A 20,133-nucleotide genomic window follows, 5' to 3' on the forward strand; every position below is an offset into this window, starting at 1 on the left:
CCCGCGCTGTGGTGGATGTCACACTGCGGATAAGCGGCGGGGCCGATAATCGCTGGTTCGTGTCGCCAGGTAACGCGGAGAGGACCACGATGACAGCAATCACCGGCATCGCCCACCGCACCAACGGCGCCACGCCACCGTCGGTGCCGCTCGCCGAGATCGACCTCGGATCGCTCGACTTCTGGGGGCGTGACGACGATGTCAGGGATGGAGCCTTCGCCACCCTCCGGCGCGACGCCCCGATCTCGTTTTTCGAGGTGGCTGAGTACGCCGGATTCCCCGGTGGCTCCGGGCACTGGGCGCTGACCCGCCATGACGACGTGCACTTCGTCAGCCGGCATCCGGAGCTGTTCAGCTCCAGTCCCACGAGCACGACCCTCAACGACGTCCCCGCCGAGATCGCAGAGTTCTTCGGGTCGATGATCACGCTGGACGACCCCCGCCACACCCGGCTGCGGTGCATCGTCAACCGTGCCTTCACACCCAAGGTGATCGCGCGGATCGAGCAGAGTGTGCGGGACCGCGCGCATCGCCTGGTCTCGGAGATGGTGGACGCACATCCGGGCGGCACCGCAGACTTTGTCGAGGCGGTGGCTTCGCCTCTGCCACTGCAGATCATCTGCGACATGATGGGCGTCCCCGAAGAAGATCAGGCCAAGCTCTTCCACTGGACATCGGTCCTCATGGGGGCCGGGGACGACGAGGTGTCCACCGACGAATTCAGCTCGTATCTGCAGGTGGCCACCGAGCTGGCCGGCTACGGCGTCGCATTGGCCGAACAGCGCCGTGAACACCCCGGCGACGACCTGACGACCAGTCTCGTCGAGGCCGAAGTCGACGGAGAACGGTTGTCGTCCAACGAGATCGCGTCGTTCTTCATCTTGTTGACCGCCGCGGGCAACGATACGACGCGCAACGCGATCAGCCACGGCATGGTGGCGCTCAGCCGTTATCCCGACGAACGTGCCACGTGGTGGAACGACTTCGACGCGGTATCGCCGACGGCAGTCGAAGAGATCGTGCGTTGGGCGACACCGATCATCTTCATGCGGCGCACGCTCACCGGGGACGTGGAGCGCAGCGGCGTCCAGATGAAGGCGGGCGACAAGGTCTCGATGTGGTACAACTCGGCCAACCGTGACGAGCAGACCTTCGCTGACCCGTGGCGGTTCGACGTGTTGCGAAACCCCAATCCGCACATCGGATTCGGTGGGGGTGGCGTGCACTTCTGTCTGGGAGCCAATCTCGCCCGGCGGGAGATCCGGGTGGCCTTCGACGAACTGCGCCGCCAGGTGCCCGACATCGTGGCGATCGGTGAACCCGCCATCCTGCGGTCGGCATTCGTGCACGGTGTCAAACACCTGCCGGTCGCCTGGACCACGGCTGTCTAGGCCGACGCGATAGGGATGCCGTTGGGGCGCGATGGGATCGTGGCGGCCCCGAGTTTCTTGAGCGCGGCGGCGGCGTCGAGTGAACGCACCGGACGCCCTACCCGGGCATGGTCGGCGGTGACCCGCTGGATCAGCTCGTTGACGGGTGCGCGCAAACCGTGCAGGCGGGCCTGCAACACGATCTCGCCGTTGAACCAGTCGGTTTCGACCTGAGTGTGACCCCGGGCCACGCTCTGCCAAGTGGAGCTCAAGTAGTCGCCGTTGACCCGGCCTTGCAGCAGGTCTCCGCGGCGCAGTGCGTCCTGTTCGGCAGTGACGAAGGGAATCCCGGCGGCGGTGAGTACATGTTCGGCCTCTGAGTGGGCGCGGGCGACCAATTCGTCAGCGTCGGGTCCCGGACGGTACACCGCGATCACCCCGTTACCGAGATTGGCGATCAGCTTGCGGTATTTCCAGGCCACGATGTCATCGCGAACCAGCGAATGGAACCGGGCCTCGCGCAGCGTCGCGGCCGTCTGTTCGGCCAGCCTGTCATGGCCGGTGGGGTAGCGGCCGAGATCGAGAATCCCCGCCACCGGATGGCTCTGTTGGATGACCACACCGGGTTCGAGGTGGGCGGCCGGGAGCATCACCGTCACGCCGTACACGTTGGCGAACCTCCGGAGGGCGGCAGCCTCGTTGGTGACGCCGTTCTGAGCGATGAGCACCGGCGTTTCCGGCCGGGCGTGCGCACTGAGATCGTCCAGGGCCGAGGCAGTTTGGTGACTCTTGACCGCCAGTATCACCACTGGGTCGGTCGACCAGTCGACCTCGCCGGCGCCCGCCGCGGTCGGTATTGCCACGGTGTCCGCCCCGGCTTGCGTCACCAGAGTGAGGCCGCGGGAGCGGATTGCGTCGAGGTGCTCGCCCCGGGCGACGGCGGTAACGTCGAAACCGGCCAGCCACAGTCGGGCGGCGATCACACCGCCGATCGCGCCGACTCCGTACACCACGAGTGGTCGAGGCGTTGTCACGATGCGACGCCCAGCGACTCGGCGGACTGCCCGGGTAGCGCCTGATCCGCGATCGTCCGCAGGGTGCGCAGGATCAGTGCGATGTTGGGATCGCGCTGCCGGCCGGCGCGGACCACAGCACTGATGGTGCGTCCGCCGAGCGCGAGGCCATCCACGATCAGTCCGTGCAGCTTGGACGGAACAGACAACCTGGGCACGATGGCCGACGCTACCTCGGTGGCCGCCAGCTCGCAGATGTTCTGGGCGCCGATCAGCCGATGCTTGACCTGCGGGGTGAAACCGGCCTTCTCGCATGCCTTTGTGGCGGCGATGTCCAGGCCGGAACTCTGCGGGCCGGTCACCCAGAACCCGTCGGCAAGTGCGGACAGGCCCTGCGTGCGGATACGCAGGTGCGACTGGGTGGGAGCGAGCAGCACGAACGGCTCGAACAGCAACGGCACCGTGGTCAGGCCGCCGGTGGAATCAGGCCCGAGGAAGTCGTATTGGCACGTGATCGCGACGTCGACCTCGCTCTGACGCAGCAACCGTATTGCGGCCACGCTCGTGTCCTGTCGAACCTGCACCCGCAGATTCGGCTCCTCGGCACCGAGCTGCTGCATCAGGGGAACAGCCAGGGTCGGGATCCCCATGTTGAACGTGGCGATCGCAACCTGCCCCGCCACCCGATCCCTGGTTTCGGCGACCGCGCTCATGGCTTCGTCGACGGCGGCCAGAACGCGGCGCACGTGTTCGGCGAGGACCTGACCGCTACGGGTGAGTCCGAGGGTTCGCCCGTCCCGGCGGAACAGCACCGCACCCACTTCCTCTTCGAGGACGCGAAGCTGTTGGGATACCGCAGAACTCGTGATGTTGCGGTGTTCGGCCACGGCGGTCACCGAGCCGAGGTCTGCGAGATCGGACAACAACATCATCCGACGTAAGTCCAGCATCTCTTACCTCCTGCGAGGTGATGGTCGCAGACCGGCGGAGGGGTACGGCCGTTGTGTCGCGTCCTCTGACCAGCGCCGAGGCTCTGATCAGGGCTTTGTGCGGCGTGGAGCGTAGGAATCACGGCGGTTGTAATTCTCGTGCCTGCCGGCATCGCCTGAGATGTTAAGTCGCACTGAAAGGTTCCGGTAGCGAAAGACGCTTGTTCAGGGTCGCCTCCGCGCTGACGCTGACGAGAGCGAGGCGGGCAATGCCGCCTCGCTCGGCCCACGATCACACCACCACAAGGGAGCCCACAGATGACCGACGTCACCGAAAAGCGACTCACCGACACCGGTCTGGACGTCGTTCCACAAGCCGGATACATCGGTGCCGAGATCCGCGGAGTCGACCTGCGTAACACGCTGGAGCCCAGCGTGATCGAGGAGATCCGCACTGCGCTGCACACCTACAAGGTGATTTTCTTCCGCGATCAGGAGATCGGTCACGCCGAGCAGATCGCCTTCGCCCGGCACTTCGGTAAGGTGACCCCGGCCCACCCGCACGAGGAGGAGCCGCCGGAGGGTTTCCCCGAGATCCTTCCGATCGACAGCCGCCGCTACGAGCGTCATCTCGGCCGTAAGCGCACGTCGTACGACAGCAGCTGGCACACCGATGTGACCGCACTGGTGAATCCGCCGGCTGCCTCGATTCTGCGGGCCCACATCCTGCCGCCGTACGGAGGTGACACCGCGTGGACCAACCTTGTCGCGGCCTACGAGAACCTGCCCAAGGAGCTCCGTGACTTCGCCGACAAGCTCGACATCAAGCACCAGTTCAACACTCAGGCCGTCGAGGGCAGCCAGCGCGATCGCAAGGTGCGTGAGGCGAATCTCGTGTCGTACCACCCTGCCGTCCGGGTACATCCCGTCACGGGGGAGCGCGCCCTGTTCGTGAGCCCTGGCTTCACCCGGGGTGCGCGCAAGATCCGGGGTTACACCCCGTCGCAGAGCGAGGCGATCCTGAAACTGCTGTGGGACGAGGCCACCCGCACCGAGTACACCGTCCGGTTCCGTTGGGCCCCGGGCAGTATCGCGTTCTGGGACAACCGGGCGACCGCACACCTGGCAATTCCCGACGCCGGGCACCTCGACTACGACCGGGTGCTCTACCGCGTCACCCTCGAAGGCGACATCCCCAAGGGTGTCGACGGCCGCGAGTCCGAATCGGTCTCCGGCGTGCCGTTCCTGGGATCCTGATGACGGTTATCGCGCGCTACGGCGATGTCGATGCGACGCTCGACGTCCACAACCCCACGCTGGCACTGCAACTGGCGCACCGTTCGGTACGCAAGTTCACCGCGCAACCCGTGGGCGATGAGCAACTGGCGGCGCTGGTCGCCGCGGCTCAGTCCGCGGCGACCTCGTCGAACCTGCAACCGTGGAGCGTGATCGCCGTGCGGGACCCGCTGCGCAAAGCCCGGTTGGCCGCTCTGGCCAACAACCAGCAGTTCGTCAACGAGGCCCCGCTGTTCCTGGTCTGGGTGGCCGATCTGGGGCGGGCCCGCCGGTTGGCGCAGCGGTTCCGCGTGGCCTTGGACGGCGCGGACTACCTCGAAACCACGATCACCGGGTTCGTCGACACCGCGCAGAACGCCGTCGTGGCGGCCGAATCGCAGGGTCTCGGAACAGTTTTCGTCGGTGCCGTCCGCAACCATCCGGAGGAGGTGGCGGCAGAGCTGAGTCTGCCGCCGCACGCCGTGGCGACGTTCGGGCTGGCCGTCGGCAACCCCGATCCGACGGAGAACGCCGGGATCAAACCGCGGCTGCCCCAGGCTGCGGTACTGCACCAAGAGCAGTACGACGCAGGCTCCGCCGACTCGCATCTGTCCGCCTATGACGAGCGGTTGGCCGTCTACAACACGCGCTACGGACTGTCGGGCAGCTGGAGCGAACGGGTGCTGAGCCGGTTGGCCGGCCCGCACTCCCTGTCCGGACGACACCGCCTGCGTGAGCAGCTCGAACGCCTCGGCCTGCCCCTCGCGGTGACCGGTCGGGTCCAATCGCCGGGTTTACGCACGGGCGCGGAACTGCCACGCTCGAGAGATGACCGACCTGGTTGTACGCAAGATCCGCTGGGAGTTCGACCCGACGGTGCCGTTCCTGTGGCAACCGTGCAACCCGAATTTCGGCATGTTCTGCAATGTGTCACCTTCATCGCGGTCCCGTTCGAGCGGTATCTGATCAAGGCGCTGCGTACGGCGCAGGACAGGCTCGATGAGTCGCCCGAGGTCGCCGTCGAGGCGGACGCGTTCCTGCGCCAGGAGGGGCAGCACGCCGCGGCGCATCGCAAGCACATGGCTGCACTGATCGCGCAATACCCGGGGCTGCAGCGGGCCTACGATGCGGCGACGCGGTCCTTCGACAATCTCATCGCTGCCCACCCCGTCGAGTTCCACGCCGCCTATATCGCCAACCTGGAAGCCACCTTTACCCCGCTGTTCAAAGTCATACTGGACAACCGCAATTCGCTGTTCGACGGATCGGACGGGCGCGTGGCCGCCTTGATGACGTGGCATTTCGTCGAGGAGATCGAGCACCGTAGCTCCGGGCTCCTGCTGTACCGGCACCTCAGCGACGACGCGTGGTACCGCGTTCGTCACGTGCGCGCCACGTTCCGCCACATCGGTGAGGTGGCCGCGGCGATCGCGCGGGTCGTCGACGAGGTCGTCCCCTTCGAACAACGCGCCGTATCGGCCGAGGAACTGATGTCGATCCGCCTCCTGGTCGACGAGTTCTCCTACCGCGGTCCCGGTGGCAGTCGCCGCAAGGCGCGGCAACGGGGTCCCGCGACCCTGTTCGGCACGGTGCCGACCGGAGACCTGGCCAAGATGGTGTGGCGGCTGGCGTTGTCCCAGATGCCCAACCACAACCCGGCCGCTCAGCCGCTGCCCGCGTGGGCCGATACCTGGATGGCCGAATACGAACGCGGCACCGACATGACGTCCTTCACGCACACGAGAAACGGCGCACCGTAGGTTGGACCCTGTGGATACACCGGTTGCCGTCGTCACGGGAGGAAGCCGCGGGGCTGGCCGCGGGATTGCCACGGCCTTGATCGCGAAGGGGTGGCGGGTATACGTCACCGGCCGCACCGTGACAGATGCCGATGGCGGCATCCCGGTGCAGCTCGACCATTCCGACGACGCCGCCGTGGGAGCGCTGTTCGAGCGGATCGGAGAGCAGGAGGGTCGGCTCGATCTCCTGGTCAACAACGCTGCCTCGGTCCACGACGATCTGGTCAACCCGAAACCCTTCTGGGAGAAGCCGATCGAGCTGGCTGATGTCCTCGACGTGGGCTTGCGGTCGTCGTACGTGGCGTCCTGGTATGCCGCACCGCTGCTGCTGGCCGCCGAGCACGGCCTGATCGCGTTCACGTCGTCACCCGGATCGGTGGCCTACATGCACGGACCCGCCTACGGAGCCCAAAAGGCCGGCGTGGACAAGCTCGCCGCGGATATGGCGGTCGATTTCGCCGACACCGGGGTGTCGACGGTGTCGATCTGGATGGGCATCCTGCTCACCGAGAAGTTCAAGGCTGCGTTCGCCGGACACCCCGATGCGCTGGCCAAGACCGCCGAGCACGCGGAAACCCCTGAGTTCACCGGGTATCTGATCGACGCGCTGTATCGGGACCCGGAGCTGGCGCAGCTGTCCGGTCACACCGTGATCGGTGCCGAACTGGCGACCCGCTACGGCATCACCGACGAAGGCGGGCGGGTGCCGCCGTCCCACCGCGACATGCTGGGGGCGCCGAGGGAACCCAGCTCGGCCATCGTCAGGTAATCAGCGCCGCCGAAAACCGGTGTGGCTGCGGATCAGTGGCAGCGTCGCGAGCGTCGCGAAACCGGGCTCGGCGTCGCACACCTCGGGTACCGCGTTGAGGACCTGCATCGCCGTGGCGACGTTGGCCGACCGCACGTGCTCGGCCATCGTGGCCTCACGGGTGAAGCTCGCCAGGCTGACGAAGTGGGTCTGCATGGACGGGTCACCTTCGATGGTCAGCGTCCAACCGTGCTTGGGCCGCGGCCAATGATCGGGGTACTCGTTGCCGACGGTCCACAGCGCCTCGATCTCGATCAGCGGTTCACCGTCACGCACTCCCACCCAGTTCCACCGTTGCCCGGCAGTGGTTCCGGCGGCCAGCACGTGGTCGAAGATCTGGTGGTCGTGGCGCGCGGCGACAGCATCCACCGACGTGGTGACCTCGTCGATGCCGGCGCCCAGCGCATCGGCCAGCAGCCACACCTGCTGGGAGAAGATCTCGTTGTTGAACGCCAGGAACTCGGTGGCGTCCGCTCCGATGTCGGAGACGGGCTTCCCGAACGACATGTTGTCGAACGTGATGTGGGTGCTGTCGTAGTCCGACCAGTCGGCACGTTCCTGCAGCGTGACCTTGTCGATCGTGCGGCTCATCCCCGACAGCACCAACGGCAACGCGCCCGAGAGATTGCCCGGGTTGATACCGCTGCCGTGCACAGTGGTGCCCCCTGCCGTGCAGGCCGCCAGCAGTCGGTCGCGGTCGGTCTCGGGCAGACGCCGCGGGTGGAACAGGAATGCCGTCGTCACCACGTTCTTGCCGCTGGCCAGGATCGCGCACACGTCATCCAGAACGGCGATCCGCGGGGTGTAGACGACACAGTCGGCGTCCAGCGCGAGGATCGCCTGCACATCGGTGGTGGCGCGGATACCGATCGGCTCCCGGCCCAGCAGGTCGCCGACGTCGACGCCGTCCTTCGATGCCGAGTACACCCGGACCCCGGCCAGCTCCAGGTCAGGGCGGTCGTCGAGGGTCGCCCCCAGCGTCTCCACGCCCACCGCGCCGGTACCCCATTGAATTACCCGGTATGCCATACGTTTTCCGCCTTCGATTTCGCCGCAGTGCGATGGTTCGACAGGCTAGCCATTTTGCGTCCCGGTGTACGGCGGTCGGAGAAATCGGGCTACGTCAGCAGCCCCTCGGCGATCAGCCACTCGCGCGCCACGATGGCCGGATCGTCGCCGTCGCTGTCCACTTTCGCGTTGAGCATCATCATGGTCTCGTTGGTGAGCCGCGGATTGAGCTGGGCGAAGATCTCGGCGAGCTCGGGATGGGCGTCGAGCAGGTCGGTGGCGATGACCTCGGTGAGGTTGTAGAGCGGGAAGAACTGCTTGTCGTCCTCCAGCACCCGCAGATTCAGGGTGGGGATGCGGCCGTCGGTGGTGAACACCTCTCCGAAGTTGCAGTCACCGTTGGCGGTTGCGGTGTAGATGACGCCGGTGTCCAGATGGGTCACCCGGCCCAGGTCGCCGCGGGTCAGCCCGTAGGTCTGCAGCATGGGCACGAATCCGTCATTGCGGTTGGCGAATTCGCTTTCCACACAGAACGTCAGGTCGTGCCGGGGGAGCCGCTTGAGGTCGGAGAGTTTGGTCACCCCGAGCCGCTGGGCCTCCGATTCGCGGATCGCGAAGGCATAGGTGTTGTTCATCGGTGCCGGCGGCAGCCAGGTCAGGTTGTTGGCCTTGTCGGCCTCGTTGACGGCCTGCCATTGCGCCACCGGGTCCTTGATGGGTTGCTCGTTACCCAGGTAGTTGATCCATCCGGTGCCGGTGTATTCCGGTGAGACATTCGCGGTGCCGTCCAGCATGGCTTGGCGCACACCGAAACTGCCCGGAGTGTTGGTCATGTTGGTGACATCGGCGCCGGCCGCGTTGAGGATGATGGACACCATGTTGCCCAGGATCAGCTGCTCGGTGAAATCCTTCGCGGTGACCGTGATCGACACGCCCTCCAGCGAGTCGTAATGCTGGATGGTTCCCGGTTTCGCTTCGAGCACCGCGCCGCTCGCCGACCGCAGCCCGCACCCCGCCGCCACCGCAACCACCACGGCCACGGCGAGAAGAAGGCGCAGGGGACCTCGCATCAGAGTCCCTTTGGTGCGGCGACGATTTCGACGATGCGCGCCAACCAGTCGATGAACAGCGCCAGCGCCGCCACCAGGATCGCGCCCACTACCAGGGTCACGGTCTGCTGCAGTTTGATGCCGGTGGTGATGAGCTGGCCCAGCCCGCCGCCGCCGGTGAACGCGGCCAGCGCCGCGGTGCCGACGATGAGCACCAGCGCCGTGCGGACACCCGCGACGATCACCCGCAGCGCCAGCGGCAGCTCCACCTTGACGAGCGTGGCGAACGCTGACATACCCATGCCACGCGCCGCCTCGACCAGTCGACGATCGACGCCGTCGAGTCCGATGACGGTGTTGGCGACGATCGGCAGCGCGCCGTAGACCGTCAGCGCGACAATGGCGCCCAGGCTGCCGATCCCGAACAGCACCGCGCCCAGCGCGATCAATCCGATTGCCGGTGCGGCCTGCCCGAACCCGGCGACGGTGATGATCGGTTTGGCGTAGCGCCGCATCGGGCCGCGGGTCAGCGCGATCCCGAGCGGGATCGCCACCAGGCACGTCAGCACCGTGGCGGCCACGCTGATCATCATGTGCTGGCGCAGCAGCGTCAGTAGCTGGCTGATGCCGAGTGACCGCTGCTCGGATTCCGACACGTGCGCGACGTTGACGTAAACGAGTGAACCCACCACGGCCGCAATGCAGGCCAGCGGCTGCACCAGCCAGCGTCCGAGCCCCAACCGTGCGGATGGCTCGGCCGGCAGGGCCGAGGCCTCGAATTCCGGTGTGGCGGTGGTCATGTGGTCGGCTCCGCGGGGTGTGCCGCGCTGCGCACGTCGGCCATCGCGTCCATGATGGTCTCCACCCGGATCACGCCTTTGTAGACATTGCGCCGCCCGGTCACCACCACCACGCCGTGCGACGAGGTCAGCATGACATCGAGCGCATCGTTGAGTGTCGAAGCGAGACTGACCTTTTCGAGATCCTCGTCCCGGCGCACCTGCTGAAGGGATCGCGGGTCTTCCAGCTCTGCCAGCGACATCCAGCGCAGCGGGCGATCTTGGCTGTCCAAAACGATGACGTGTTCACGCTCGATGGCCCGCGCGGCACGGATCGCTTCGGCTGGATCACCGCCGACGTGGGCGACGGCCGCCTCGTGCAACTCGACATCGCGGACCCGGGTCAGGGTGAGCTGCTTGAGCGCCGCACCGTGTCCGACGAAGCCGCGGACGAAGTCGTTGGCCGGATTGGCCAGGATCTGTTCGGGTGTGTCGTACTGAACGACTTCCGAACCCTGCTGCAGGATCGCGATCTTGTCGCCGAGTTTGACCGCCTCGTCGAAATCGTGGGTGACGAAGACGATTGTCTTGCGCAGCTCATCCTGCAGGCGCAGCAGTTCGTCCTGCAGTCGCTGGCGGGTGATGGGGTCGACCGCGCCGAACGGCTCGTCCATCAGCAGCACCGGCGGGTCGGCGGCCAGCGCCCGTGCCACGCCCACGCGTTGCTGCTGGCCGCCGGACAGCTCGCGCGGGTAGCGGTCGCGGTACTGGGCCGGATCGAGATTCACCAGCTCGAGCAGCTCGTCGATACGGGCGGAGATCCGCTCCTTGTCCCATTTCAGCAACCTCGGGACGATCGCGATGTTCTCCCCGACGGTGTAATGCGGGAACAATCCCGCGCCCTGGATCACGTAGCCGATGTGGCGCCGGAGTTGGTCGGGGTCGTGACGGGTGACGTCGTCGTCGCCGATCAGGATGCGTCCGCTGGTCGGCTCGATCAGCCGGTTGATCATCTTCATCGTGGTGGTCTTGCCGCAACCGGACGGGCCGACGAGCATCACGATCTCGCCGGCAGGGAACTCCATCGTGATGTTGTCCACTGCCGGAGCGGATTTCGCGTCGTAGCGCTTGCTCACGCCGTCGAGCAGGATCCGCACGCCACTTGTCTCGACGGTTTCGGAATCATTGGTGGCCGGGTCAGACACGGATCCCCCTCGGTGTGGTCAGGCGGGTGATGACGTTGAGGACGGTGTCCAAGATGACTGCCAGGATGAGGATGCCGACAGTGCCGGCCACGATCGAGTTGGTCGCGTTGGCGCCTCCGGTGCGGGAGATGCCGGAGAAGATGTAGCCGCCCAGGCCAGGGCCGAGGGCATATGCGGCGATGGCGGCGATGCCCATCAGCATCTGCGCGGACACCCGTACCCCGGTCATGATCACCGGCCAGGCCAGTGGCAGTTCGAGGCGGACGAGGGTGGCCAGTCGGCCCATGCCCATCCCGCGGGCGGACTCGATGAGGGCGCGGTCCACGCCGGCCAGGCCGACCAGCACGTTCCGCAGGATCGGCAGGAAGCCGAAGAACACCAGCATGAGGACCGACGGCAGCACCCCGATACCGACGATGCCGACGAGCACGCCGAGCAATGCGTACGAGGGGATCGTCAGGCCGACCGACGTCAGGGTGTTTCCGAGCGCGCTGCCCCAAGGCGAGCGATAGATCAATACCCCGACCAACAGTGCTGCCACGGTTGCGATGAGCAGCGTCTGCACCACCAGGCTCATGTGCTGATAGGCGAGAAAGGACAGGACCGACCAGCGGTCTCGTACAAACTCGAAAAAGCCCATGAACGACGCAGCGCCTCCAGTCGGTTACCCGGGGACAGCAGCTCCCCGTCGCCGGGCAAATAGGAGCCTAGTCAAGGCCGGGCGGTCGCCGGCGCATTACGGGCGGCGTCGGCACGCCGTCAGACCGCTTTCAGATATCGGCCGGTGACGACCCGCTGGAGCAGCCGGGTCACCGGCCCGCCCAACCGGCTCCACCAGGTGGCGGGACGGGAGAACGCAACCACTTCGGCGTGCACGGTGTCGGTCGCCGGGTCGTACCGGACCGAGAAGAGCTCCTCACCGGACTCGGGATGTCCGGCCAGCGTGCCGTAGGCGAAACCCCGCCGGTCGGCTTCGTCGAGCACGTAGACCACCCGGCATGGCGCCGGTACCGGGCCCAGCCGGACGATCAGTTCGGTGCCCTGCTCGGCGGCTTCAGAAGTGGCCCGCACCCGCAAGCCCGCGCCGTGTTGCATACCCCATCGCAACACGTCCGCGCCCGCCCGCTCGAAGCGATCGCGGCCGGTGCCGATCTCCGCCGACGCCCGGATGTGGTGGTAACCCGCGGGCAGGTCACCCGCTGTGGCGCCCACCTCCGGATAAGTCAAAGACAGCCGTGCCAGGTCGTGCAGTTTCACGTCACCACCATGACACCAATACGGTGGCGGTGTGGCCCCAGACATCGACACCGCCGGCAACCACCCCGGCGGTGGGTTCAACCCGCCAGATCCCACCGATCGCGGCGGCCCCGATTACGGCCGGTTCATCGAAGCGGTGCGCACGCTTGGCGACCATGCACGCAGCGCCGACGCACCCGACGAGGTGATCACCGAGGCCGCCGACCTGATCGAGAAGGTGTCGGCGCTGCTGGCGCCGTATGAAGCAGACGAATGGAATTCACCGTCCGGTCGCCGAATGGACCTGCCCAACCGTGGCAACGTCAACAACGTGCCGGTGCATCTGGAACGGACCGCCGACAACCGGATCGCCGGAACCGCCCACTTCCGGCGCTTTCACCTGGGGCGCAACGGTGCGGTACACGGCGGTTCGCTGGCCCTGCTGTTCGATTCGCTGCTCGGCTACACCGCCGCCAAGCTGACCGGCAGCATGTATCAGCGCACCGCGTATCTGCATGTCAACTACCGCAAGATCGCCCCGATCGAGAAGGACTTACAGGTGCAGGCAGGCATCGACCGGATCGAGGGACGCAAGATCTTCGTCGAGGGCCGCCTGCTCGACGGCGACGACGTGCTCGCGGACGCTGAAGCGTTGTTCGTCCGGCTCAAGCCGGGGCAGCCATGAGCCTGGCCGCCAATCTCACCGCGGTGAAGCAGCGTTGGACGCGCTGGCGGGAGCGTTTGCGGTCACGCCCGGCCGCCGAATTCACCTACCGCATCGTCGTCGGTGTCGTCGGCACGCTCGTGCTGGCGGTGGGCATCGTGGCGATCCCGTATCCGGGTCCCGGCTGGGCCATCGTGTTTCTCGGCTTGGCGATCCTGGCCAGCGAATTCGACTTCGCGAAACGCGCGCTGCGTTACGTCCGGGCCCGCTACGACGCCGTGATGGCTTGGTTCGATCGCCAGCACATCGCGGTCAAGGGGCTCAGCGCGGCGTTCACCGGACTGGTCGTGGTGGGCACACTGTGGCTGTTCGGCGTCATCGGCTGGAGCGCCGGACTGGTCGGACTGGAGCAACAGTGGCTCGAGAGCCCTATCGGGCTGGGGTCCTGATCAGGGCCACCGATAGCATGACAGCGTTCGCACTAGCCCTCGCATGGTAGGAGACTCCCCGATGAGCGCCGCCCCCAGCCCAGCCCCCGCTGCCCCGATCCGGGTCGCGGCCGGGACTACCGCCGGCGCGGCGGTGCGCGAGGCGGATCTGCCCAGTCGGGGGACCCCCGACGCGATCGTGGTGGTGCGTGACGGCGAGGGGCGCCTGCGTGATCTTTCCTGGACCCCGGACACCGATGTCGAGGTGACGCCGGTGGCCGCCAACACCGACGACGGGCGCAGCGTGATCCGGCACTCGTGTGCCCACGTGCTGGCTCAGGCCGTGCAGGACCTGTTTCCGCAGGCCAAGCTGGGTATCGGGCCGCCGATCACCGATGGCTTCTACTACGATTTCGACGTCGCCGAGCCGTTCACCCCAGAGGACCTGGAAAAGCTCGAGAAGCGGATGCAGAAGATCGTCAAGGACGGTCAGCTGTTCTCCCGGCGCGTCTACGAATCCAAGGATCAGGCGCGCGAGGAACTGGCTGGTGAGCCGTACAAGCTCGAGCTGGTCGACGACAAGTCGGGCGCGGACGATCCCGAGGTCATGGAAGTCGGTGGAGACGAGCTCACCGCCTACGACAACCTCAACGCCCGCACCAAGGAACGGGTCTGGGGCGATCTGTGCCGCGGCCCGCACATCCCGACCACCAGGTACATCCCGGCGTTCAAGTTGACCCGTAGCAGCGCCGCCTACTGGCGCGGTGACCAGAACAACGCCAGCCTCCAGCGCGTCTACGGCACGGCCTGGGAGTCCCAGGAGGCCCTCGACCGTCACCTCGAGCTCATCGAGGAGGCGCAGCGCCGGGACCACCGAAAGCTCGGCGTGGAGCTGGACCTGTTCAGCTTCCCCGACGAGCTCGGCTCCGGTCTGCCGGTCTTCCATCCCAAGGGCGGTGTGATCCGTAAGGAGCTGGAGGACTACTCGCGGCGCAAGCACTCCGAGGCCGGCTACGAGTTCGTCAACACCCCGCACATCACCAAAGAACAGCTCTACATCACGTCGGGTCACCTGGAGTGGTACGCCGACGGCATGTACCCGCCGATGCACATCGACGCGGAGTACAACGACGACGGCACCGTGCGCAAGCCCGGGCAGGACTACTACCTCAAGCCGATGAACTGCCCCATGCACCACCTGATCTACCGGGCGCGGGGCCGCTCGTACCGCGAACTTCCGTTGCGGCTCTTCGAGTTCGGCTCGGTGTACCGCTACGAGAAGTCCGGTGTGGTGCACGGCCTGACCCGCGTGCGCGGCATGACGCAGGACGATGCGCACATCTACACCACGCGTGAGCAGATGCGCGACGAGCTGACCTCCCTGCTGCAGTTCGTGCTCGACCTGCTCTCGGACTATGGGATGGACGACTACTACCTGGAGCTGTCCACCAAGGATCCCGAGAAGTATGTCGGCGACGACGACGTCTGGGAGGAGGCGACTCAGACGCTACGTGAGGTGGCCGAGGCCTCTGGTCTGGATCTGGTGCCGGATCCGGGCGGCGCGGCGTTCTACGGACCCAAGATCTCGGTTCAGGTCAAGGACGCGCTGGGTCGTAACTGGCAGATGTCGACCATCCAGCTTGACTTCAACATGCCCGACCGGTTCGAGCTGGAGTACACGGCGGCAGACGGCAGCAGGCAGCGTCCGGTGCTGATCCACCGCGCCCTGTTCGGCTCGATCGAACGCTTCTTCGGGGTGCTCACCGAGCACTACGCCGGTGCGTTCCCGGCCTGGCTGGCGCCGGTGCAGGTGGTCGGTATCCCGGTCGCCGATGCCCACCTGGACTACCTGTATGACGTTGCCGCCCAACTGAAGTCGCGCGGCGTGCGGGTCGAGGTCGACGGCAGCGACGACCGGATGGCGAAGAAGATCGTCAACCACACCAACCAGAAGATCCCGTTCATGCTGCTGGCCGGGGGCAAGGACCTTGAAGCCGGAGCCGTCAGCTTCCGGTTCGGTGACCGCACCCAGATCAACGGAGTGCCTCTCGACGACGCCGTGGAAGCGATCGTGAAGTGGATCGCCGACCGCAACAATGCGGTGCCGACGGCCGATCTGGTCAAAGTGGGAACCAGCCAGTGACCGACGACGAGCGGTCGTTCGTCGACCACGGCGGCGGAGACGCCAACACGGACCACGGCGGCGGAGACGCCATCATCGACCATGGTGTGGGTGAACCCGACCACCTGCAGCGGTTGTGGACCCCGCACCGGATGAGCTACATCGTCGATGCGGTCAAGAGCGACAACAAGATCGGCTCGGCCGGTTCGTCGCAGCCGTTCACCGACATCCCCGAGATGTCCGACGAGGACGGGCTCATGGTGGCCCGCGGCGAACTGGTGTACGCCGTGCTCAACCTCTACCCGTACAACCCGGGCCATCTCATGGTGGTGCCGTACCGGCGGGTGTCGGAACTGGAGGACCTCACCGAGGCCGAGAGCGCCGAGCTGATGGCGTTCACGCAGAAGGCGATTCGCGTGATCAAGGCCGTCTCGCGCCCCCACGGATTCAACGTCGGCCTGAACCTGGGCACGTCGGCCGGGGGATCGCTGGCCGAGCACCTGCACATGCACGTGGTGCCGCGCTGGGGTGGCGACGCGAACTTCATCACGATCATCGGCGGCGCCAAGGTCATTCCGCAGCTCCTGAGCGAGACCCGGGAACTGCTGGCGACAGAATGGGCCCGTCGGCCGTGAGCAATCTGTTCCTGATGAGCCGGGCGGCCTACGCCAAGCTGTCGCGGCCGGTGGCCAAGGCGGCGCTGCGCGCAGGCCTGACCCCGGACATCGTCACCATCGTCGGCACCGCCGGGTCGGTCACCGCCGCGCTGACCCTCTTCCCGATGGGCCAGTTGTGGTGGGGCGCGTTCGCGGTGTTCGTCTTCGTCCTGGCCGACATGCTCGACGGGGCAATGGCCCGAGAACGCGGTGGCGGCACCCGGTTCGGCGCCGTGCTGGACGCGACGTGTGACCGGATAGCCGACGGTGCCATCTTCGCCGGCCTGCTGTGGTGGGCTGCATTCGGCCTCCACAGCGCCACGCTGGTGGTGGCGATCCTGATCTGCCTGGTCACCTCACAGGTGATCTCGTACATCAAGGCACGCGCGGAGGCCAGCGGCCTGCGCGGCGACGGCGGCATCATCGAGCGCCCGGAGCGGCTGGTCATCGTGCTGGTCGGAGCCGGACTGTCCGGTGTGCCGATCCTGCATGTGCCGTGGCTGCTGCACGTCGCCGCGTGGCTGCTTGCCGTGGCCAGCGTCATCACCGTGGCGCAGCGGCTGCACGCGGTGCGTACTTCGGCGGGCGCCATGGACCTGCTGCAACCACTGCAGCCCTCACAGCCCGAAGGTAGCGACACAACGGATCCGGGAGACTCGTGAACATTCCGCTGTCCGGGCAGGTGACCGATCTGGGTTATGCGGCAGGTTGGCAGCTCGTCCGCGCGATGCCGGAGATCGTGGCGCGCAACGTGTTCGACGCGGGTGCCTTGTACGCCTCCCGCGGTGGCGGCCCGAAGCAGCTGCGCAAGAACCTGGCACGAGTGGTCGGCGTGGCCCCGGCCGAGGTCCCGGATGAGCTGATGCGCGCCGCGTTGGCCTCCTACGCCCGGTACTGGCGGGAGGCGTTCCGGTTGCCGTCGATGGATTTGATCGCCGTGGCCGAGCGCGTGGATGAGGTGTTCATCGGCGCCGACAAACTGCGGGCCGACCACGCGGCGGGCCGCGGCGCGGTGCTGGCACTGCCGCACAGCGGCAATTGGGACATGGCCGGGGTGTGGCTGGCTCAGCAGTTCGGCACCTTCGCCACTGTCGCCGAACGGCTCAAGCCAGAGTCGCTGTACCGGCGTTTCATCGACTATCGGGAGAGCCTGGGATTCGAGGTGTTCCCGTTGTCCGGTGGCGAGCGTCCACCGTTCGAGGTGCTCTCGGAGCGGTTGCGGGACAACAAGTTCGTCTGCTTGATGGCCGACCGGGATCTCACCCGCAACGGTGTGGAGGTCGACTTCTTCGGTGAGCCCACCCGGATGCCCGCGGGGCCGGCCAAACTGGCGATCGAAACCGGGTCCCCACTCCACCCGGCACATGTTCACTATGACGGGGACGATTGTGTGGTCGAGATTTTCGACGCCCTCGACACTTCTTCGGGGGATGTCGCCGCGGTGACCCAGGCGTTGGCCGACCGGTTCGCGGCGAACATCGCCGCGCATCCGGCTGACTGGCACATGCTGCAGCCGCAGTGGTTGGCCGATCTGTCCCACGAGCGTCGTGCCCGACTGGGTACCACCTGATGAGCGCTTGCGCGAAGAGGCGACGGAGCTAGCCATGCGTATCGGGATGGTCTGCCCGTACTCGTTCGATGTCCCGGGCGGTGTGCAATCCCATGTGCTGCAACTGGCCGAGGTGATGCGCGCGGGCGGGCATCACGTCAGCGTCCTGGCGCCGTCGTCGCCGCATGTGAAGCTGCCCGATTACGTGGTGTCGGGCGGAAAGGCCGTACCGATCCCGTACAACGGCTCGGTGGCCCGGCTGCGGTTCGGTCCGGCCACCCACCGCAAGGTCAAGAAGTGGATCGCCGAGGGTGAGTTTGACGTACTGCACCTGCACGAGCCCAATGCACCCAGCCTCTCCATGCTGGCACTGCAGGCCGCCGAAGGGCCGATTGTGGCGACCTTTCACACGTCGACGACAAAATCGTTGACGCTCAGCGTTTTTCAGGGGATTCTGCGTCCCTATCACGAGAAGATCGTCGGCCGGATCGCGGTGTCGGACCTGGCGCGGCGCTGGCAGATGGAGGCTCTCGGCTCGGATGCGGTCGAGATCCCCAACGGTGTCGATGTGCCGTCGTTCGCGAATGCGCCCCGGCTCGAAGGCTATCCGCGGCCCGGCCGCAGCGTGTTGTTCCTCGGGCGCTTCGACGAACCCAGAAAGGGGATGCCGGTTCTGCTCGGCGCCCTGCCGAAACTGGTGCGGCGGTTCGCCGACATCGAGATTCTGGTCGTGGGGCGCGGCGATGAGGACGCGCTCCGTGCGGAGGCCGGTGAGCTCGCCGGGCACCTGCATTTCTTGGGGCAGGTCGACGACGACGCCAAGGCCGCGGCCATGCGCAGCGCCGATGTCTACTGCGCACCCAACCTCGGCGGGGAGAGCTTCGGCATCGTTCTGGTCGAGGCGATGGCAGCCGGGACGCCCGTGGTGGCCAGTGAATTGGATGCCTTTGCCCGCGTTCTCGATCAGGGTCAGGCCGGGCGCCTGGTGCCGGTCGGTGACCCCGACGCCCTGGCCGACGCGCTCATCGAGGTCCTCGGCGACGATGCACAGCGCGAGCGGTACATCGAGGCGGCCTCCGGGCGGGTGGCACGATACGACTGGTCGGTGGTGGCCGGCCAGATCCTGCGGGTCTATGAGACGGTGGCAAGCCCCGGGGTGAAAGTGCAGGTGGGCGACTAACCATGTTGACCTGGATTGTGATCGCGGCAGTGGCCCTGGTGGTCGTTCTGCTGCTCGTCGGCGGATGGGCGTACCAGACTGCCAACCGGCTCGACCGGCTCCACGTGCGCTACGACCTGTCGTGGCTGGCGCTGGACGGCGCACTGGCCCGTCGTGCCGTCGTGGCTCGTGCCGTCGCGGTCGATGCCTATGCCGGCGCTCCCGAGGGCAAACGTCTGGCGAAGCTGGCGGACGTCGCCGAGCGGGCGCCCCGTGCGGCGCGTGAGGCGGCCGAGAACGATCTGTCGGCGGCACTGACGGCAGTCGACCCGGCCGATCTGCCGGTGGCGCTGGTCGCCGAACTCGCCGATGCCGAAGCCCGGGTGCTGCTGGCCCGACGCTTCCACAACGACGCCGTCCGCGACACCCTGGCGCTGCGGGAGCGTCCGATGGTGCGGGCGCTCCGGCTCGGTGGAACAGCCGCGTTGCCAACCTATTTCGAGATCGTGGAACGCCCGGACTCTCAAGCCGAGATGAACCCGGTGAGCCGCCGGACCTCCGCCCGTGTGGTGCTTCTCGACGAGACCGGCGCGGTGTTGCTGCTGCACGGCAGCGACCCCGCGATCGACAATCCGGACAATCCGGCGCCGCGGTGGTGGTTCACCGTCGGCGGCGCCGTCCGCCCCGGGGAGGACATGGCGGCCGCGGCGGTGCGTGAGCTCGCCGAGGAGACCGGGTTGCAGGCGGCGCCGGCCCAGCTGGTGGGGCCGGTGTGGCGGCGCGAGGCCGTCATCGACTTCAACGCCTCGGTGATCCGCAGCGAGGAGTTCTTCTTCATCCACCGGACCGCCCGGTTCGAACCGTCGGTAACGGGGCGCACGACGCTGGAACGGCACTACATTCACGGCCACCGCTGGTGCGATGCAACAATGATCGCCGAGTTGGTTGCCGGCGGGGAGGCCGTGTATCCGCTTCAACTGGGTGAGCTGCTGGCTCAGGCCAATGAACTGGCCGAACAGTCGACAGCGCCGCCGGCGAATACGCGTGGAAACGCGCATCGGGAGCTGCAAGCCATCCGGTGATT

At 66.8% G+C, this 20,133-nt stretch carries 20 protein-coding genes and 1 pseudogene; 13 read left to right on the forward strand and 8 right to left on the reverse strand.

Translation table 11 applies throughout. From position 1 onward, the window contains the following. Positions 1–89: 89 nt before the first annotated feature. A complete protein-coding gene (locus ACZYZF_RS01805; protein ID WP_463745640.1) occupies positions 90–1,391 on the forward strand; it encodes a cytochrome P450 in 1,302 nt (433 codons plus the stop codon). Here the strand turns inward: ACZYZF_RS01805 and ACZYZF_RS01810 are convergent. After that, complete coding sequence (locus tag ACZYZF_RS01810) at positions 1,388–2,404, reverse strand: ketopantoate reductase family protein (protein ID WP_463745641.1); 1,017 nt, start codon at positions 2,402–2,404, stop codon at positions 1,388–1,390. The genes ACZYZF_RS01805 and ACZYZF_RS01810 overlap by 4 nt on opposite strands. Next, entirely contained in the window at positions 2,401–3,333 is a 933-nt protein-coding gene (locus tag ACZYZF_RS01815) for a LysR family transcriptional regulator (protein ID WP_463745642.1), read from the reverse strand. Before ACZYZF_RS01815 ends, ACZYZF_RS01810 begins: the two co-directional genes overlap by 4 nt. Before the next feature lie 297 nt (positions 3,334–3,630). Between ACZYZF_RS01815 and ACZYZF_RS01820 the strand changes: the two genes are divergently transcribed. From ACZYZF_RS01820 to ACZYZF_RS01835, 4 genes and pseudogenes are all read left to right on the forward strand, one after another. Further along, positions 3,631–4,569, forward strand: a complete 939-nt coding sequence (locus ACZYZF_RS01820) for a TauD/TfdA dioxygenase family protein (RefSeq protein ID WP_463745643.1) — start codon at positions 3,631–3,633, stop codon at positions 4,567–4,569. Continuing rightward, positions 4,569–5,345 (forward strand): annotated as a pseudogene (locus tag ACZYZF_RS01825) (NADPH-dependent oxidoreductase); the annotation flags it as partial. The gene ACZYZF_RS01820 and the pseudogene ACZYZF_RS01825, both read left to right, overlap by 1 nt. Positions 5,346–5,483: 138 nt before the next feature. Then, the gene (locus tag ACZYZF_RS01830) at positions 5,484–6,347 is read left to right on the forward strand and encodes a metal-dependent hydrolase (RefSeq protein ID WP_463835108.1); all 864 of its coding nucleotides are present in this window, start codon (positions 5,484–5,486) and stop codon (positions 6,345–6,347) included. Between the two features lie 10 nt (positions 6,348–6,357). Then, positions 6,358–7,155 (forward strand): SDR family NAD(P)-dependent oxidoreductase, encoded by a 798-nt coding sequence (locus ACZYZF_RS01835; protein WP_463745646.1) that lies wholly within the window; start codon positions 6,358–6,360, stop codon positions 7,153–7,155. Here ACZYZF_RS01835 and ACZYZF_RS01840 read toward each other — a convergent pair whose 3' ends face one another. The 6 genes from ACZYZF_RS01840 to ACZYZF_RS01865 all read right to left on the reverse strand — a co-directional run bounded on the left by ACZYZF_RS01840 (position 7,156) and on the right by ACZYZF_RS01865 (position 12,492). Next, the gene (locus tag ACZYZF_RS01840; protein WP_463745647.1) at positions 7,156–8,223 is read right to left on the reverse strand and encodes an NAD(P)H-dependent amine dehydrogenase family protein; all 1,068 of its coding nucleotides are present in this window, start codon (positions 8,221–8,223) and stop codon (positions 7,156–7,158) included. An 89-nt stretch (positions 8,224–8,312) separates the two neighbouring features. Next, complete coding sequence (locus ACZYZF_RS01845; protein ID WP_463834364.1) at positions 8,313–9,272, reverse strand: glycine betaine ABC transporter substrate-binding protein; 960 nt, start codon at positions 9,270–9,272, stop codon at positions 8,313–8,315. Next, positions 9,272–10,051 (reverse strand): ABC transporter permease, encoded by a 780-nt coding sequence (locus ACZYZF_RS01850; RefSeq protein WP_463834365.1) that lies wholly within the window; start codon positions 10,049–10,051, stop codon positions 9,272–9,274. The genes ACZYZF_RS01845 and ACZYZF_RS01850 overlap by 1 nt, the downstream gene beginning before the upstream one ends. Beyond that, the gene (locus tag ACZYZF_RS01855; protein WP_463834367.1) at positions 10,048–11,235 is read right to left on the reverse strand and encodes an ABC transporter ATP-binding protein; all 1,188 of its coding nucleotides are present in this window, start codon (positions 11,233–11,235) and stop codon (positions 10,048–10,050) included. The genes ACZYZF_RS01850 and ACZYZF_RS01855 overlap by 4 nt, the downstream gene beginning before the upstream one ends. Further along, positions 11,228–11,875: an ABC transporter permease gene (locus ACZYZF_RS01860; protein WP_463745651.1), complete on the reverse strand. Its 648-nt coding sequence runs from the start codon at positions 11,873–11,875 to the stop codon at positions 11,228–11,230. Before ACZYZF_RS01860 ends, ACZYZF_RS01855 begins: the two co-directional genes overlap by 8 nt. A gap of 119 nt (positions 11,876–11,994) precedes the next feature. Further along, positions 11,995–12,492 (reverse strand): DUF1990 domain-containing protein, encoded by a 498-nt coding sequence (locus tag ACZYZF_RS01865; protein WP_463745652.1) that lies wholly within the window; start codon positions 12,490–12,492, stop codon positions 11,995–11,997. A 31-nt stretch (positions 12,493–12,523) separates the two neighbouring features. Here ACZYZF_RS01865 and ACZYZF_RS01870 point away from each other — a divergent pair, with 31 nt between their 5' ends. From ACZYZF_RS01870 to ACZYZF_RS01905, 8 genes are all read left to right on the forward strand, one after another. Then, complete coding sequence (locus ACZYZF_RS01870; RefSeq protein WP_463745653.1) at positions 12,524–13,156, forward strand: PaaI family thioesterase; 633 nt, start codon at positions 12,524–12,526, stop codon at positions 13,154–13,156. Then, entirely contained in the window at positions 13,153–13,584 is a 432-nt protein-coding gene (locus ACZYZF_RS01875) for a TIGR02611 family protein (RefSeq protein WP_463745654.1), read from the forward strand. Before ACZYZF_RS01870 ends, ACZYZF_RS01875 begins: the two co-directional genes overlap by 4 nt. A 61-nt stretch (positions 13,585–13,645) precedes the next feature. Then, the gene (thrS, locus tag ACZYZF_RS01880) at positions 13,646–15,706 is read left to right on the forward strand and encodes a threonine--tRNA ligase (RefSeq protein WP_463834368.1); all 2,061 of its coding nucleotides are present in this window, start codon (positions 13,646–13,648) and stop codon (positions 15,704–15,706) included. After that, positions 15,703–16,320 (forward strand): ATP adenylyltransferase, encoded by a 618-nt coding sequence (locus tag ACZYZF_RS01885; protein ID WP_463745656.1) that lies wholly within the window; start codon positions 15,703–15,705, stop codon positions 16,318–16,320. The genes thrS and ACZYZF_RS01885 overlap by 4 nt, the downstream gene beginning before the upstream one ends. After that, the gene (gene pgsA / locus ACZYZF_RS01890; RefSeq protein ID WP_463745657.1) at positions 16,317–17,003 is read left to right on the forward strand and encodes a phosphatidylinositol phosphate synthase; all 687 of its coding nucleotides are present in this window, start codon (positions 16,317–16,319) and stop codon (positions 17,001–17,003) included. Before ACZYZF_RS01885 ends, pgsA begins: the two co-directional genes overlap by 4 nt. A 65-nt stretch (positions 17,004–17,068) precedes the next feature. Next, positions 17,069–17,911 (forward strand): phosphatidylinositol mannoside acyltransferase, encoded by an 843-nt coding sequence (locus ACZYZF_RS01895; RefSeq protein ID WP_463745977.1) that lies wholly within the window; start codon positions 17,069–17,071, stop codon positions 17,909–17,911. A gap of 34 nt (positions 17,912–17,945) precedes the next feature. Continuing rightward, positions 17,946–19,070, forward strand: coding sequence for a glycosyltransferase family 4 protein (locus ACZYZF_RS01900; RefSeq protein WP_463745658.1), 1,125 nt, complete (start codon positions 17,946–17,948; stop codon positions 19,068–19,070). Between the two features lie 2 nt (positions 19,071–19,072). Then, positions 19,073–20,131 (forward strand): NUDIX hydrolase, encoded by a 1,059-nt coding sequence (locus tag ACZYZF_RS01905; protein ID WP_463834370.1) that lies wholly within the window; start codon positions 19,073–19,075, stop codon positions 20,129–20,131. The last annotated feature ends 2 nt before the right edge of the window (positions 20,132–20,133 follow it).

Source organism: Mycobacterium sp. IDUB_24 (assembly GCF_055419385.1).